At 71.7% G+C, this 14,836-nt stretch carries 11 protein-coding genes; 1 reads left to right on the plus strand and 10 read right to left on the minus strand.

What is annotated here, in order from left to right:
* Positions 1-90: 90 nt before the first annotated feature.
* From AC0VY3_RS06835 to AC0VY3_RS06875, 9 genes are all read right to left on the minus strand, one after another.
* Entirely contained in the window at positions 91-1,128 is a 1,038-nt protein-coding gene (locus AC0VY3_RS06835; RefSeq protein ID WP_103507255.1) for a glutamate ABC transporter substrate-binding protein, read from the minus strand.
* 11 nt (positions 1,129-1,139) lie between these two features.
* Positions 1,140-2,528, minus strand: coding sequence for a hypothetical protein (locus AC0VY3_RS06840; RefSeq protein WP_103507256.1), 1,389 nt, complete (start codon positions 2,526-2,528; stop codon positions 1,140-1,142).
* 290 nt (positions 2,529-2,818) lie between these two features.
* Positions 2,819-3,793: an N-acetylglucosamine kinase gene (locus AC0VY3_RS06845; RefSeq protein ID WP_103507257.1), complete on the minus strand. Its 975-nt coding sequence runs from the start codon at positions 3,791-3,793 to the stop codon at positions 2,819-2,821.
* Entirely contained in the window at positions 3,784-5,049 is a 1,266-nt protein-coding gene (locus tag AC0VY3_RS06850) for a 6-phospho-beta-glucosidase (protein WP_475549212.1), read from the minus strand. The genes AC0VY3_RS06845 and AC0VY3_RS06850 overlap by 10 nt, the downstream gene beginning before the upstream one ends.
* 1 nt (position 5,050) lies before the next feature.
* Complete coding sequence (locus AC0VY3_RS06855; RefSeq protein ID WP_103507259.1) at positions 5,051-5,962, minus strand: carbohydrate ABC transporter permease; 912 nt, start codon at positions 5,960-5,962, stop codon at positions 5,051-5,053.
* Positions 5,963-5,965: 3 nt separating this feature from the next.
* Positions 5,966-6,907, minus strand: a complete 942-nt coding sequence (locus AC0VY3_RS06860) for a carbohydrate ABC transporter permease (RefSeq protein ID WP_103507260.1) — start codon at positions 6,905-6,907, stop codon at positions 5,966-5,968.
* Positions 6,908-6,913: 6 nt separating this feature from the next.
* Complete coding sequence (locus tag AC0VY3_RS06865) at positions 6,914-8,245, minus strand: ABC transporter substrate-binding protein (RefSeq protein WP_475549213.1); 1,332 nt, start codon at positions 8,243-8,245, stop codon at positions 6,914-6,916.
* Between the two features lie 58 nt (positions 8,246-8,303).
* A complete protein-coding gene (locus tag AC0VY3_RS06870) occupies positions 8,304-9,527 on the minus strand; it encodes an ROK family transcriptional regulator (protein ID WP_103507262.1) in 1,224 nt (407 codons plus the stop codon).
* A 223-nt stretch (positions 9,528-9,750) separates the two neighbouring features.
* Positions 9,751-10,818 carry a mechanosensitive ion channel family protein gene (locus AC0VY3_RS06875; RefSeq protein WP_475549214.1) on the minus strand — a complete coding sequence of 356 codons (1,068 nt, stop codon included), beginning with the start codon at positions 10,816-10,818 and terminating at the stop codon, positions 9,751-9,753.
* 314 nt (positions 10,819-11,132) lie between these two features.
* Here AC0VY3_RS06875 and AC0VY3_RS06880 point away from each other — a divergent pair, with 314 nt between their 5' ends.
* Entirely contained in the window at positions 11,133-11,669 is a 537-nt protein-coding gene (locus AC0VY3_RS06880) for an HNH endonuclease (RefSeq protein WP_003969129.1), read from the plus strand.
* 47 nt (positions 11,670-11,716) lie between these two features.
* Here AC0VY3_RS06880 and AC0VY3_RS06885 read toward each other — a convergent pair whose 3' ends face one another.
* The gene (locus tag AC0VY3_RS06885) at positions 11,717-14,707 is read right to left on the minus strand and encodes a beta-N-acetylglucosaminidase domain-containing protein (RefSeq protein WP_242743047.1); all 2,991 of its coding nucleotides are present in this window, start codon (positions 14,705-14,707) and stop codon (positions 11,717-11,719) included.
* Positions 14,708-14,836 lie beyond the last annotated feature (129 nt).

Raw genomic sequence — 14,836 nt, forward strand, 5'->3', positions numbered from 1 at the left:
TCTCCCCGCCGGGCCGGTGGGCCCGGCGGGATCGGTTGCTTCGGTCTGCTCCGGCCCGCTGCGACCGGTGCGTACTGCCGTGCGCCGGGGTCAGTCGGTGCGGTACTTGGGCGCGGGCGGCCCCTTGATGCCGGGCAGTCCGGCCGCCAGCCACTCCTGGTAGGACGTCATCCAGGGGCTGTTCGCGCCGCCGGCGCGATAGTCCACGAGGACCTTGTTCACCCGGGCCACCAGGTCGTTCGCGCCCTTCTTCGTCGCGACGCCGTAGTACTCCGTGGTGAACGGGGCCTCCCCCTTGAGCTCCACCGCCGGGTCCTGCGCCGCCTGACCGGCCGCCAGGGCGTTGTCCGTGACGACCGCGTCGACCTCGCCGAGCTGGAGCCGCACCAGGCAGTCCAGCTGGTTGGGCACGGTCAGCAGGTCCGGGTCGCGTTCGGTGCCGTCGAAGTCGTCCTTGTAGAGCGCCCCGAAGGACTTCTTCTCCAGCGCCTCGTACGCCGTGGAGCCCTCGGCCGAGCAGACCCGCTTGCCCTTCAGCGAGGAGTCGTAGCCGGTGATCGCCGAATCCTTCGGGGCGAGCACCTGCTGCCCGGCCTGGAAGTAGGCGGTGGAGAAGGAGACCTGCTCCAGACGCTTGCAGTTGATCGTCATCGTCCGCACGACGACGTCGACCCGGTCGCTCTCCAGTGCGGCGATGCGCTGGTTGGTGGGGATCGCACGGAAGATCACCGCGTTCGGGTCGCCCAGGATGTCCTTGGCGATGGCCCGCACCAGGTCGATGTCGAACCCTTCGAGCGCACGGCTCTCCGGATTGCGGTAGCCCCAGCGGAAGCTGTTCTGGTCGACGCCCGCGATCAGCTTGCCGCGCTGCTTGATCGTGTCGATGTTCGGCCCGTCGTCGCCCGAAGCGGGCAGGCTCGCCTCCGGCTCGGTGCACTCCTCGGCCCGCGTCTGGACGGCCGTCACCGCCCCGCCGCCCGAGGTGCCGCCCCCGGCCGCCCCGTCGCCGTGGTGGGCCAGCGGCAGCAGGGTGAGCGCCGCGGTGACCGCGCAGGCCGCCGCCATTCCCGTCACACCGCCCCAGCCGCGCAGGCCGCGGCGCCCGGGCCGGTCCTTCGACCTGCTCATCGCTGCCCCTCTCACCGGTACTCCGAGAGCCTGCGGTTGACCCCGACGATCACGGCGGCGGCCCCCAGGACCGCCAGCGCCGCGGCCCCGGTCGGCAGACCCCGCAGGGCCCCGCGCCCGTCCTTCGCCGCCGAGGTGAACTCGCCCTGCTCATGGGCGAGCGCCTTCTCCAGCGCGGCGTCCACCTGCTGGAAGGACTCCCCGGTGGACTTGTCGGTCCCGATGATCTGCTCCAGGGCGCCGTCGTAGTCGCCCTGGTCGTCCGTGGCCCGGGCCTCGCGGTGGCGGACCTGCCACTCGGCCACGCCCTTGGTCGCGTCGGCCACCGGCGCGCTCCCGCGCTCGTCGTCCGCCCGCCCCCCGGCCTGCTCCAACTGGCCCTTCAACGCCTTCATCCCCGTGGTGTAGTCCGCCTCGTACTGGTCGGCGGAGCCGTCGGGGGTCAGCACCGCGCCGCGCGCCACCAGGGTGAGGTTCTCGTTGGCGCGCGCCTTCAGGGAGCTGATCCGGGCGTCGTTGAGCACATCCAGGGACGCCTGACCGTGCACCATCGCCGACCGCAGCTCCGCACGGGCCACCGCATGCCCCACCGCCAGCCAGAGCACCACCACCGAGGCGGCGGCCGTCGCCGCCAACAGCCCGTGGTTCAGCACCCGGTTCGTCCGGCGGTAGGTGCGCCGCTGCATCCACGCCAGGGCGCCGAGCACCACGATCCCCGCGCCGAGCGAGAGGAGCGGCCACTGCCGGGCGTCGGCGGAGTCCGTCTCCAGCCGGCCCGACTCCGCCGCGTACAGCCGCTCGGCGGCCGGCAGCATCTCACCGGTCATCTTCTGGTTCGCGTACCGGAGATAGGCGCCGCCCAACGGCAGACCCTGCCGGTTGTTGGCGCGGGCGCGCTCGATCAGGCCCGTGTAGACCGGGAGCAGCTTGTTGAGGGTGGCTATCTCATGGCTGGAGGTGCTGTCGGAGTCGGTGCTGCCCGACGCCTTCACCAGCAGCCGGGCCGCCTCCTCGATGTCCTTGCGATACTGCTCGTGCACGGCCTCGGGCTCCTGCGCGCCCGCGAGGAACCCACTGGCCGCCGTCGTGTCCGCGTCCGCCAGGAAGCGGTAGATGTCCGCCGCGTCGGCGCTCAGCGGCTGGCTCCGGCTGACCACGTCGTCGGCCGAGGAGGCGCGCGAGGAGATCTCCAGCGTCGTCACCGCGCCGAACGCCACGACCAGCAGGGCCAGGACGGCCCCGATGATCTGGAGCCGGCCGGGCTCGGTCGTCGCCACGGCGCGCAGCCGCTCGGTCTGCGCGGCCCATGTGGTGCGGCGCTGTGCGGGCACGCCGACGGGCACGGACACCGGGTCCGGCGTACGCGACGTCTGTGTGCCGCCGCTCGGCGGGTGTGTCACTCGACCTCCCCCTCGGTCACTGACGGCGGTTCCCCTCACCGGTCACCGCATTCGATCAGGACGGACGCGGCCGATCAAGGCAAGCGGTGCAACGTGCCCGTATACATCCCCATAAGCGAACGGACCTGAGCGAACGGACGTCCCATCAGGTACACGTTCCAGGAGCCCGATCGGTTCCCTCGCGCACCTCGTGCGCCAGGCGTTCACCCGTACGAGGAACGAACGAGGAGCGTCCCCCACGCGCATCGCGCGGGGGACGCTCCCTGTCTCACGGCGAACCGCGAAGGCCCTCAGGTGTACTGCGCGCGCAGCCTCCGACGGGCCTTCGGCCCCGCGCCCGTACGGTCCAGGCCCAGCAGCGCCGCGCCCAGCACCGGCGGCTCGGACACGACGCGCACCTCGGCCTTCGGGGCGCGGGCGGCGAGGAGTTCGGCGATCCGGTCGTTCAGCTGCGGATGGCGCGCGGCCAGCACACTGCCGCCCAGCAGCACCGGAACCTCCTCCTCCAGCAGACCGAGCCGGTTCAGCGCGACGGAGGCCATCGCCACCACCTCCTCGGCCAGCCGCTCCACCAGCGCGCCGGCCACCGGGTCGCCGCCCGCCGCCGTGGCGAAGAGCACCGGCGTCAGCTCGTGCCGCCGCTCCAGCGGGATCCCGCCCCGGTGCAGCGCCTCGATCAGGCCGTACATCGAGTCGAGCCCGAAGTGGGCCGGCAGCGTACGGGCCAGCTCGGACGGCTCACCGCGCCCGTCCTCGGCGCGCGCGGCGAACCACAGCGCCTCCTCCGCGAGCCCCGAACCGCCTCCCCAGTCACCGGATATCCGCCCGATCGCGGGGAAGCGGGCGGTCCGCCCGTCCGGAGTCATGCCCACGCAGTTGATCCCGGCCCCGCACACCACCGCGACGCCCCGGGGCTCGTCCACCCCGGCGCGCAAAATCGCGAAGGTGTCGTTGCGCACCTCCACCGAGGAGCCCCATCCCCGGACCTCCAGGGCGGCGGCCAACTCGGCCTCCTCGACCGGCAGATCGGCGTTGGCCAGACACGCGGAGACATGACCGGACAGGACGGGCGGAGCCGGCAGCTCCGCGACCGCCCGCCCCAGGACGGCGGCCAGCACGTCGATCGCGGCCTCCACCCCGACCACGGGCGGCTGGAAGCCGCCACCGCGCGCCGTGGCCAGCACCGTGCCGTCCTCGCCGATCAGCGCCACGTCGGTCTTGCTGTTGCCCGCGTCGATGGCGACGACCGACACGTTCACGCCCACGCCAGGTGCTCCCGGTTGTGCGCGATCAGCCGGTCGGTGAGGCCCTCGGCGTAGTCGAACTGGCCGATCAGCGGGTGGGCCAGCAGCGCCTTGAAGACCCGGTCCCGGCCACCGCGCAGCGCGGCCTCCAGGGCGAGGTCCTCGTACGCCGTCACGTTGGCGATCAGACCGGCGTGCAGCGGGTCCAGCGCCGGGACGGCCAGCGGCGTCGCGCCGTCGTGCCCGACCCGGGCCTGGACCTCGATCACCGCGTCGTCCGGGAGGAACGGCAGCGTCCCGTTGTTGTACGTGTTGACCACCTGGACCGGGGAACCGCCGTTGCCCAGCAGCGATGCCGCCAGGTCCACGGCCGCCTCGGAGTAGAACGCGCCGCCACGCTTGGCGAGCAGCTCGGGCTTCTCGTCCAGCGCCGGGTCGCCGTACATCGCGAGCAGTTCCTTCTCCATCGCCGCGACCTCGGCGGCCCGGGACGGCTTGGTGCCGAGCTCCCTGACCACCTCGTCGTGGGCGTAGAAGTAGCGCAGGTAGTAGGAGGGGACGACCCCGAGCCGGTCCACGATCCGCCGGTCCATGCGGAGGTCGTCGGCGATGGTGTCGCCGTGCTCGGCGAGCAGCTTGGGCAGGACGTTCTCGCCGTCCGGGCCGCCGAGGCGTACGCCCAGCTCCCAGCTCAGATGGTTGAGCCCGACGTGGTCGAGGTGCACCTGGCCCGGCTCCACCTCCAGCAGCCGGGCGAACTTCCGCTGGAAGCCGATCGCCACGTTGCACAGACCGACGGCCTTGTGCCCGGCCTGGAGCAGGGCCCGGGTGACGATGCCGACCGGGTTGGTGAAGTCGATGATCCAGGCGTCCGGGTTGGTGCGGCGGACCCGCTCGGCGATGTCCAGGACGACCGGCACGGTGCGCAGCGCCTTGGCGAGGCCGCCGGCGCCGGTGGTCTCCTGGCCGACGCAGCCGCACTCCAGCGGCCAGGTCTCGTCCTGGTTGCGCGCGGCCTGTCCGCCGACGCGCAGTTGGAGCAGGACCGCGTCGGCGTCGGCGACGCCCGCGTCGAGGTCGGTGGTGGTCGTGATCTTCCCGGCGTGGTCCTGCTTGGCGAAGATCCGCCGGGCGAGACCTCCGACCAGCTCCAGGCGGTCGGCCGCCGGATCGACGAGCACCAGCTCCTCGATCGGCAGCGTGTCCCGCAGCCGGGCGAATCCGTCGATCAGTTCAGGGGTGTAGGTGGACCCGCCACCCACTACTGCGAGCTTCATGTCAGCCCTTTACTCCGGTCAGTGTGACGCCCTCGACGAATGCCTTCTGGGCAAAGAAGAAGACGGCTATCACGGGGGCCATGACCAGAACGGTCGCGGCCATGGTCAGGTTCCAGTCGGTGTGGTGTGCGCCCTTGAAGGATTCGAGGCCGTAACTGAGCGTCCAGGCGGCCGGGTTCTCGGAGGCGTAGATCTGCGGTCCGAAGTAGTCGTTCCAGGCGGCGAAGAACTGGAAGAGGGCGATGGCCGCGATGCCCGGCTTGGCCATCGGCAGGACGACCCGCATCAGCGTGCGGAACTCACCGCAGCCGTCGACCTTGGCGGCGTCCAGGTACTCGTTCGGAATGGTCAGCAGGAACTGCCGCAGCAGGAAGATGGAGAACGCGTCGCCGAAGGCCATCGGGATGATCAGCGGCCACAGGGTGCCGGACAGGTCCATCTGCTTGGCCCAGAACAGGTACATCGGGATGATGACGACCTGCGGCGGCAGCATCATCATCGAGATGACGAGCATCAGCGACAGTTTGCGGCCCCGGAAGCGGAACTTCGCCAGCGCGTACGCCACCGGGACCGACGACACCACGGTGAGGACGGTGCCGACGCCCGCGTACAGCAGGGTGTTGCGCCACCAGGTCAGAAAGCCCGGGGTGTTGAAGACCCGCTCGTAGTTGCCCCACTCCCAGGTGTTCGGGGTGAGGTCGCGGGTCAGCGCCTGCTGGTCGCTCATCAGCGAGGTCAGCACCACGAAGACGAACGGCAGCACGAAGAAGAGCGCGGCGGCGATCCCGAGCGAGTGCACGGCGATCCAGTGCAGCAGCGCCTTGCGGCGGGCGGTGCGCGCGGCCGGCGTGCGCGGGCCGCGAGGCGTCGCCGCAGAAGGAACGGCGGCGGTCTTGTCGAGGAGATGGGTCATGGCTCAGTCACCGGCCGAGATCAGGTTGTTGCGGCCCCGCATGAGCAGCGCTGTGAAGGCCATGGCCAGGGCGAACAGGACGAGGGCGACGACACAGGCGGCGCCGTAGTCGAAGCGCTGGAAGCCCAGGTTGTAGACGAGCTGCGGAAGCGTCAGTGTCGACTTGTCGGGATAGCCGGGTTCGAAGGACTGGCCGGAGCCGCCGATGATCCCGGAGGCGACCTTTCCGGCGACGAGCGGCTGGGTGTAGTACTGCATCGCCTGGATGACGCCCGTCACCACGGCGAACAGCACGATCGGCGAGATGTTCGGCAGGGTCACGAAGCGGAACTTCTGCCAGGCGGACGCGCCGTCCAGTTCGGCCGCCTCGTACTGCTCGGCCGGCACGTCCAGCAGCGAGGCCATGAAGATGACCATCAGATCGCCGATGCCCCAGATCGCGAGCATTGTGAGCGCCGGCTTGGACCAGGTGGCGTCGTTGAACCAGCCCGGCGTCGGCAGCCCGAACTCCCCGAGGATCGCGTTGACCGGCCCGGTACCGGGGTTGAGCAGAAAGACGAAGGCGAGCGTCGCGGCGACCGGCGGAGCCAGATAGGGCAGATAGAACAAGGTCCGGAAGACCCCGGTACCCGTCTTGATCTTCGTGATCAGCATCCCGACGCCGAGTCCGAAGACGACCCGGCAGGTGACCATCACGAGCACCAGCCACAGCGTGTTCCGCAGCGACGGCCAGAACATCGGGTAGTCGCTGAAGACATACGTCCAGTTGGTCAGCCCGTTGAAGACCGGCGCCCCGAAACCGTCGTACTGCGTGAAGGAGAAGTAGACGGTCGAGACCATCGGGTAGGCGAAGAAGACCGAGAACCCGATCAGCCACGGCGACATGAAGGCCGCCGTGCGCAGCGCCGACCTGCGGCGCTTCGAGCGGAGCGTGTGCGTCGTCATCGGGGGCTACTTGGCCTTGGCGATGTCGGTGTCGATCTGCTGCGCGGTCTTCTCCAGACCGGCCTGGAGGTCCTTCACCGCACCCTTCTCGTACTGGTAGCCGAAGTCCTGGATCGTCTGCTGGTACGTCGATCCGTTGACGGCCCCGTCGGGGGTGTTGGACTTCGGGTGCTGGGCGATGTCCAGGAAGGTCTTGAACCGCGGGTCGAACTTCAGGTCGGGCGACTTCAGCGCCTCGAAGGTGGAGGGCACGTTGCGGATGCCGTTGGCGAAGTCGACGACCGCCTTCGTGTCGCTGGTCATGAACTTGACCAGCTCCCAGGCGGCGTTCTGCTTCTTGCTGGCCGGGGCGATGCCCACGATGGTGCCGGAGAGGAAGCCCTTGCCGTAGCTGTCGGCCTCGTCGTCGGCGACGGGCATCGGCGCGACACCGATCTCGAAGCCGGCGTCTGCGTCCTCCGCCATGCCGAGCCGCCATTCGCCGTCCAGCTGCATGGCGACCTGACCGGTGTGGAACGGGTGTTTGGCGCCCCACTCGTCACCGAAGGTGCCGCGGTACTTCTCCAGCTTGTCGTAGCCGCCGAGCTGCTCGACGAGCTTCTTCTGGTACGTGAACATCTCCGCGAACGCCGTGTCCTTGGCGATGTTGGACTTGCCGTTCTCGTCGAAGTACGTGTGGTCCCAGGAGGACAGGTAGTGGTCGGCGACGGTCTCGTAGCCGTGGAAGGTCGGCATGAAGCCGAGCTGCTCGTAGCTGTCGCCCTTCTCCACCGTCAGCTTCTCGGCCACGCTCGCCAGTTCCGACATCGTCCTGGGCGGCGCGGTGATACCGGCCTTCTTGAAGGCGTCCTTGTTGTAGTAGAGGCCGTAGGCGTCGGTGAGCAGCGGCAGGGCGCAGCGCTTGCCCTCGAACTGGGTGTAGTCGAGGAGGACCTTCGGGAAGGTCTTCTCCAGATCGAGCTTGGACTTCTCGATGAACGGCTTCAGATCGGCGAAGGCTCCGGACGAGCAGAACTTGCCGACATTGGCGGTGGTGAAGGAGGAGACCACGTCGGGCCCGTTCGAACCGCCCGCGCGCAGCGCCTGGTTGAGCTTGTCGTCGTTGATGTTGCCGGAGACCTTCACGGTGATGTTCGGGTGGGCCTTCTCGAACCGGTCGATGTTGTCCTGGACCGCCTTCACCTCGGCGGGCGCGCTCCAGCCGTGCCAGAAGTTGATCGTGGTCTTCGCGTTCGGGTCGTCGGAGGCGCCGGCCTCAAACTGGCCGGTACACGCGGTGGCGAGCACCGATATCGCGGCGACGGCGACAGCGGTGGTGGTGAGACGGCTTGTGCGCATGACAAAACTCCCAGGGGCAGGGAAGAGGCAGACGAGGGGGAATGCGGGAAGGGGTGGTTCAGCGCGAGGTGTCGAACACTTCGTCGCGGGTATCGGCGAGCGCCCTCTCCAGGGCGCCGCGCAGAACGGGTTCACGGTCGATCTCGCCGACCACCAGCCGGGGCCGGGAGGCGGCGAGCTCGGCCAGCTCGGACTGGATCAGGGAGCGCAGGATCTCGCCGCCCGCCGCGACCGCTTCGCCGGAGAGCACGATCAGCCCGGGGTCCAGGACGGCGGTGACGGAGGCGAGCCCGGTGGCGAGCCGCTGGGCGTACTGGCGCAGCAGTTCGGTGAGTGCCTCGTCCTGCTCGTACGCGTCGGTCGCCCGGGTCAGCAGTTCGGCGGCGACCTTCGCGTACGGCTGCTGCGGGGTGTCGATGCCCAGCGCCTTCGCGAGCCGGGGCACCGCCTGGGCGCCCGCCAGCTCCTGGAAGCCGCCGCTGTTGGCCCTGACGACCTGGCGGACGAGGGGGGTGCCCGGCACCGGCAGGAAGCCGACCTCGCCCGCGCCGCCGGTGAAGCCGCGGTGCAGCCGGCCGTTGATGACGAGGGCGGCGCCGAGGCCCTCCTCGTTCCACAGGAGCACGAAGTCCTCGTGGCCGCGGGCCGCGCCGAGGCGCTGCTCGGCCACGGCGACGAGGTTGACGTCGTTCTCGTACTCCACCGGCATCGGCAGGAACGCGGCCAGCTCGTCCAGCAGGGTGGGGGAGTGCCAGCCGGGCAGATGCGAGGCGTACCGCAGCCGCCCGGTGCCCGGGTCGAAGGCGCCCGGGGTGCCGATGACGATCCGGTGGACGTCGGCGCGGGTCAGCCCGGCGTCCTTCGCCGCCCCGTCCAGCGCGTCGGCGACCTGCCGCACCACACTGTCGGCGCGCCGGCCCGGGGTCGCCAGCTCGAACCGCCCGACGGTCCGCCCGGTCACGTCCGCGACGGCGGCGACGATGCGCCGCGCGTTCACATCGAGCCCGGCGACATGGGCGGCCCGCGCGTTCACGGTGTAGAGCTGCGCGTTGGGCCCGGGCCGTCCCTCACTGGTCCCGGTGGCGACGACGAGCCCGGCCGCCTCCAGCCGGGCCAGCAACTGGGACGCGGTGGGCTTGGAGAGCCCGGTCAGCTTCCCGATCCGGGTCCGGGAGAGCGGCCCGTGCTCCAGCAGCAGATCGAGGGCGGCCCGGTCGTTCATGGCCCGCAGCACCCGCGGGGTGCCCGGTGTGCCGGGTGGGCCGGGAGTGGTTCCCGCCATCGTGGATGCACCGCCCTCTGTCAGGAACTCACGTCCGTGACTCTGTTAGGAAAGTTTCCTATTCGGTTGAGAGGACGGTAGGGCGCAGGTCACCGGGGCGTCAATGGGTGCCCCCTGTCCGGCAATCAAAGCGTTACCTGGCGCGACACCCGACACGACGACGCCCCCGGCCGCCTTCCTGGGGTCCAGGGGGCGGCCGGGGGCGTAGGAAAGGCGAAGGGGCCTACTTGGTCAGATTGGCGGGCGGCGGTATCGGGGTCGCCGCCAGCGACTGCGGGGAGGTCGCCGAGGCGTACGCCGACGGTGCGGCCACGCCCGCCGCCGGGTCCGCCGAGGACTCGCCATCCGCCTGGGGCGGGACCGCGCCGATCATGCGGATGCCCGCGTCGTCCAGCGCCTGCTTGATGCGCCAGCGCAGCTCGCGCTCCACACCCACCGACTTGCCCGGCATCGTCTTCGCGGTGACCCGGACCGTCATGGAGTCCAGCAGGACCGCGTCCAGGCCGAGCACCTCCACCGGGCCCCAGAGCTGCTCCGACCAGGGCTCTTCCTTGGTCATCGTCTCGGCGGCCGAGGTGATCGCCTTGCGGACCTGCTCCAGGTCCTCGGTCGGGCGTACCGTGACGTCGACCCCGGCCGTGGACCAGCCCTGGCTGAGGTTGCCGATCCGCTTCACCTCGCCGTTGCGGACGTACCAGATCGCGCCGTTCTCGCCGCGCAGCTTGGTGACGCGCAGCCCCACCTCGATGACCTCGCCGGAGGCCACCCCCGCGTCGATGCTGTCCCCGACCCCGTACTGGTCCTCCAGGATCATGAAGACGCCGGAGAGGAAGTCCGTGACCAGGTTGCGGGCGCCGAAACCGAGCGCCACGCCCGCGACACCGGCGGAGGCGAGCAGGGGCGCCAGGTTGATCTTGAAGGCGCCCAGGACCATCAGGGCGGCCGTGCCCATGATCACGAACGAGGCCACCGAGCGCAGCACCGAGCCGATCGCCTCCGAGCGCTGGCGTCTGCGCTCGGCGTTCACCAGCAGCCCGCCGAGCGCGGTGCCCTCCACCGCCTGGGCGCTGCGGTTCATCCGCTCTATGAGGTTGGTCAGGGCGCGCCGGATCAGATAACGCAGCGTGATCGCGACCGCCACGATCAGCAGGATCCGCAACCCGGTGCTGAGCCAGGTGGACCAGTTCTCCTCGACCCAGCCCGCGGCGTTCCCGGCGTGTTCGGCGGCTTCGTCCAGCGAGCCCCCCGGCTCGGGAGACGGGGCTGCGGCCAAGAGGGCGGACAGGGACACGAGAGGGACCTCCACGGGGACGACGGCTGGTCGACAACAGTAACGAAGCCGGGGGAGTGGATCGTTGCCGTCGCGCGAGGAGAGACAGGTCTCACCGGGAACACCTCCGCTGTGGCCGATCGCACAGCGCGGGAGGCCGCCCTGGTGAGGCTGGCGTCCGGCACCGCGGAACGGAGCGCGGGGCCCGGGGTGAGAAAAATCCTCCCGGCCCGTTACCCGTACGTGGTGGCGCTTTGACCAGGCATGAGGAGAGACTGAGATCGGATCGTCCCGGCGCGAGCCACGCGCCGCCGGCGTACAAGGAGGCATCCACCGTGCCGCACGTCCTGGTTCTCAACGCGTCGTACGAGCCGCTCGGCGTCGTACCGCTCCGCCGCGCGCTCGTCCTCGTCCTGGAAAACAAGGCCATCTGCCTGGAGGAGTCCGGCTCCTTCCTGCACAGTGCCACCCGTGCCGTGCCCGCTCCCAGCGTGGTCCGGCTCAAGCGCTTCGTCCGGGTCCCCTACCGGGGGCCCGTTCCCCTGACGAGGCGGGCGCTGTTCGCCCGGGACGGCGGGCGCTGCATGTACTGCGGGGCCGCCGCGACCAGCGTCGACCACGTCATCCCGCGCAGCCGGGGCGGGCAGCACGCCTGGGACAACGTGGTGGCGGCCTGCCGCCGCTGCAACCACGTCAAGGCCGACCGCCATCTGCCCGAGCTCGGCTGGCGGCTGCGCCATCAGCCCGCCCCGCCGACCGGCCTGGCCTGGCGGATCATCGGGACCGGACACCGCGACCCGCGCTGGCTGCCGTACTTGCAACCGTTCGGCGCGGACGACGTGATGGCCCGGATCGACGGCGTGTCCGCCTAGGACCTGCTGTCACCGGGCCTTCGTCGTTCCCGGGCCCGCGTCACCGCTCAGTCGTCCGCGACCGCGTACGCCTCCACCGACCAGAGCGAATAGCCGTACTGGGTCGCCCGGCCCTCGCCCTGCACCCGGATGAACCGGGCGTCCTTCTCGTCCATCCGGACCGACTCGCGCCCGCCCCGGCCCTCCGCCACGGTCGCGGCGGTGCGCCAGGTGCGGCCGTCGGCGGAGACCTGTATGCGGTAGCGGGAGGCGTACGCGTCCTGCCAGCTCAGCACGACCTGGCCCAGCCGCACCGGCTTCGGCAGCTCGGTCTGCCACCAGGCGCCGTCCTCCACCGGCGAGGACCACCGGGTCTCCGGATCGCCGTCGGAGGCCGCCGCGGCCGGGAAGTCCGGGGTCTCGTCGCCGGACGACGAGGCCTTCGCCGTACGCGCCAGATCCGGGCCGCCGGTCCGCGGGAAGGCCCGCACGGTCAGCGTGGACTCCTGGCCGCCGAAGGTCAGCGGCACCTCGTACTCGCCCGCCGGGGTGTCCGCCGGGACGGTGATGTCCACGGGCACCTCCGTACGCGATCCGCGCGGCACGGTCGTCTGCTTCGGGACTCGCACCTCGATGCCCTCCGGGGCCTTCGCGGTGAGCTTGCCCTTCACCTCGACCGGACGCCGCCCGGCCAGCCGCGCCGCGACCCGCTGGGGCTCGCCGCCGATCTCCGCGTCCGTCTCGCCGTGCGTCAGGTCGAGCGTGGCGGCGGGCTCGTCGCCGAACCACGGCACCAGGGCGCGCACCTGCGGGGTGGACGTCACGAGGGCGGGGGCCGGGGGCAGGGTGGGGCTCAGATACGAGGGCGGGGCGCTCCGGGCGGCCTCCGGCACGGTGACCCGTACGGCGTCCGCCCGCAGCCCCTTCGCGGCGGTCTGGGTCCAGCCGCTCGGCGAGAGCCGGCCCAGGGCCCGCCAGCCCTCGCCGGGCACATGGGCCTCCACGACCGCGCCGCCGAGGGCGGTCCCGGGCTCGGCGAGCGCCGTGACGGCCTCCACCGGGCGGGTCCGGTCCAGCCGGACCGTATAGCTGTGGGCGTCCTTCGTGACCCGGCCCGAGGCGCGGTCGGCGCCGTTCCACCCGGCGGCCACCTTCGCCGCCCTGTCCAGGAACGGGTCCAGCACGCCCTTGCCGACCGTGGCCCGGCTCGCCCTGATCTCCTCGCGCAGCGGCTCCAGGGCCAGCTCGGTGCGCCAGGCGGCGGCGCCGTCCCCGGCGGCCTGGGCCTGGAGCAGGTCCACCACGAGCTCACCGGCCCGGCCGTAGCGGGCCAGCTGCTCGGTCCAGGGCCGCACCTCGTCGGTCAGCCGGCCCTCCGCGGGGGTCTTCAGCCGCTCGGGGGCCTGCCGCATCACGGAGAACGCCGCGCGCAGCTCGGCCGCCGCCCGGTCGCGGCGTGAGGCGTCGGCGCGGGAGTTCCAGAAGGCGTCGAACAGGGGCTGGAGGTAGGCGGACTCCTCCGCGCCGAGCACCGAGCCCGCGCTGTTCCCGGCCAGCGCCAGCAGCGCGTCCCGGGCCCCCGCGTCCCCGCTCGCCAGATCGTCGATCGCCGCCCGCCAGGACGCGGCGGGGTCGTATCCCTTCGGGTTCCAGGCGAAGTCGGCGGCGGTGAACAGCGGGATCCGGGAGGCGGACGGCTGCTCCATCGCATTGGCCAGCAGCGCGGCCGAACCGCTCGCCACCGCGGGGTCCCGGCCGGTGTACGGGCCGAGGAAGATGCGGTCCTGGGCGTAGTCGTTGACCGGGTAGTTGTCCATCGTCACCAGCGGATGGCGGAACGCGGCGCGGGCCCCGGCCAGTTCACCGCCGGTGATCTTCTTCGGCACCACCCCGACACCGGTCCAGGCCACCTGCACCCGGTCGTCCAGCTCGGCCGCCAGCGCGGTGCGGTAGTCCGTGGCCCCGTCCTGGTAGAACTCCGTCGGCAGCACGGACAGCGGGGCCGCGTCCGGGTGCCGCTCCTCCAGATGCCGGGCGAGGGCGCCCGCGACCCGGGCCTGGGCGCGGGCCGCCGCCTTCGGGCCGCTGCCGAAGGTCTCGGAGTCCAGGTCGCAGTGCCACTCGCTGTAGCTGACGTCCTGGAACTGGAGCTGGAAGACCCGGACGCCCAGCGCCCACATCGCGTCGACCTTCCTGGTCAGCGCCCTGACGTCCTGGTCCGAGGCCATGCACATCGCCTGACCGGGCGAGAGCGCCCAGCCGAGCGTGACGTGCTCGGCGCGCGCCCGCTCGGCCAGCGCCCGGAAGTCGGCCCGCTTGTCGGCCGGGTACGGCTCGCGCCAGCGCGCCAGCCGGAAGGGGTCGTCGCCCGCCGCGTAGAGATAGCGGTTCTGCTTGGTGCGGCCCATGAAGGAGATCTGGGCGAGCCGCTCCTCACGGGTCCACGGCTGTCCGTAAAAGCCTTCGGCCATGCCGCGTACGGCGGTTCCCGGCCAGTCCCGTACGGTCACGCCGGCCACCGTGCCGCCGGTGACCAGCTGCCGCAGGGTCTGGACGGCGTGGAAGAGGCCGTCGCCACCGAGCCCGTCCAGCGCGACGGTGGCGCGTCCGGCGACCCGGCCGACCGCGATCCGGTAGCCGCCCGACGGCAGATCGGCCCGGTCGGGAGCGCGCAGCGCCCGTAGCGCCTCACCGGCCCCCGTGCCGCCGAGGCGGACCACGGGCCCGCCGCCGGGCAGGCTCTCGTGCAGCGTCGTGACGCCCGCTGCGCGCAGCAGCGAGCGGGCCTGCTCGACGGCGTACTGATCGGAGCCCGGCGCGGCGACGAGGGTGGCCTCGGAGCCCAGCTCCACGGCGGGCCCGGTGGTCTTCATGCTCTGCGGCCGGGGCCAGACGGACGGCGGGCGCGCGCTGTCGGCGCGGTCGGCCGTGCCGGCCACGGGGCGGCCGGGATCGGCGGGGGCGGCCGTCGCGGCCGGAGCGACGGAGACGGATCCGATGAGTCCGCCGATCACGGCGGCGGCCACGGCCGTCGCCTGCCTTCTGCGCCCGATCCGCACGTCGCACTTCCCTTCCGTACGTACCCACTGCCGGCACGGGAACGCCGTGTCGACCGCCTCGGCCCGCAGCCGGTGGACCCCCGGCGGGGTCCGAGCCCACCACCCGCGCGCGAGGGTGTCAATGCGCGT

The organism is Streptomyces sp. iso_384 (assembly GCF_056172905.1).

Coding starts and splice junctions, on each gene's coding strand:
- AC0VY3_RS06835 (WP_103507255.1), bottom strand. CDS start 1,128: ATGAGCAGGTCGAAGGACCGGCCCGGGCGCCGCGGCCTGCGCGGCTGG.
- AC0VY3_RS06850 (WP_475549212.1), bottom strand. CDS start 5,049: ATGAAGCTCGCAGTAGTGGGTGGCGGGTCCACCTACACCCCTGAACTG.
- AC0VY3_RS06855 (WP_103507259.1), bottom strand. CDS start 5,962: ATGACCCATCTCCTCGACAAGACCGCCGCCGTTCCTTCTGCGGCGACG.
- AC0VY3_RS06860 (WP_103507260.1), bottom strand. CDS start 6,907: ATGACGACGCACACGCTCCGCTCGAAGCGCCGCAGGTCGGCGCTGCGC.
- AC0VY3_RS06865 (WP_475549213.1), bottom strand. CDS start 8,245: ATGCGCACAAGCCGTCTCACCACCACCGCTGTCGCCGTCGCCGCGATA.
- AC0VY3_RS06870 (WP_103507262.1), bottom strand. CDS start 9,527: ATGGCGGGAACCACTCCCGGCCCACCCGGCACACCGGGCACCCCGCGG.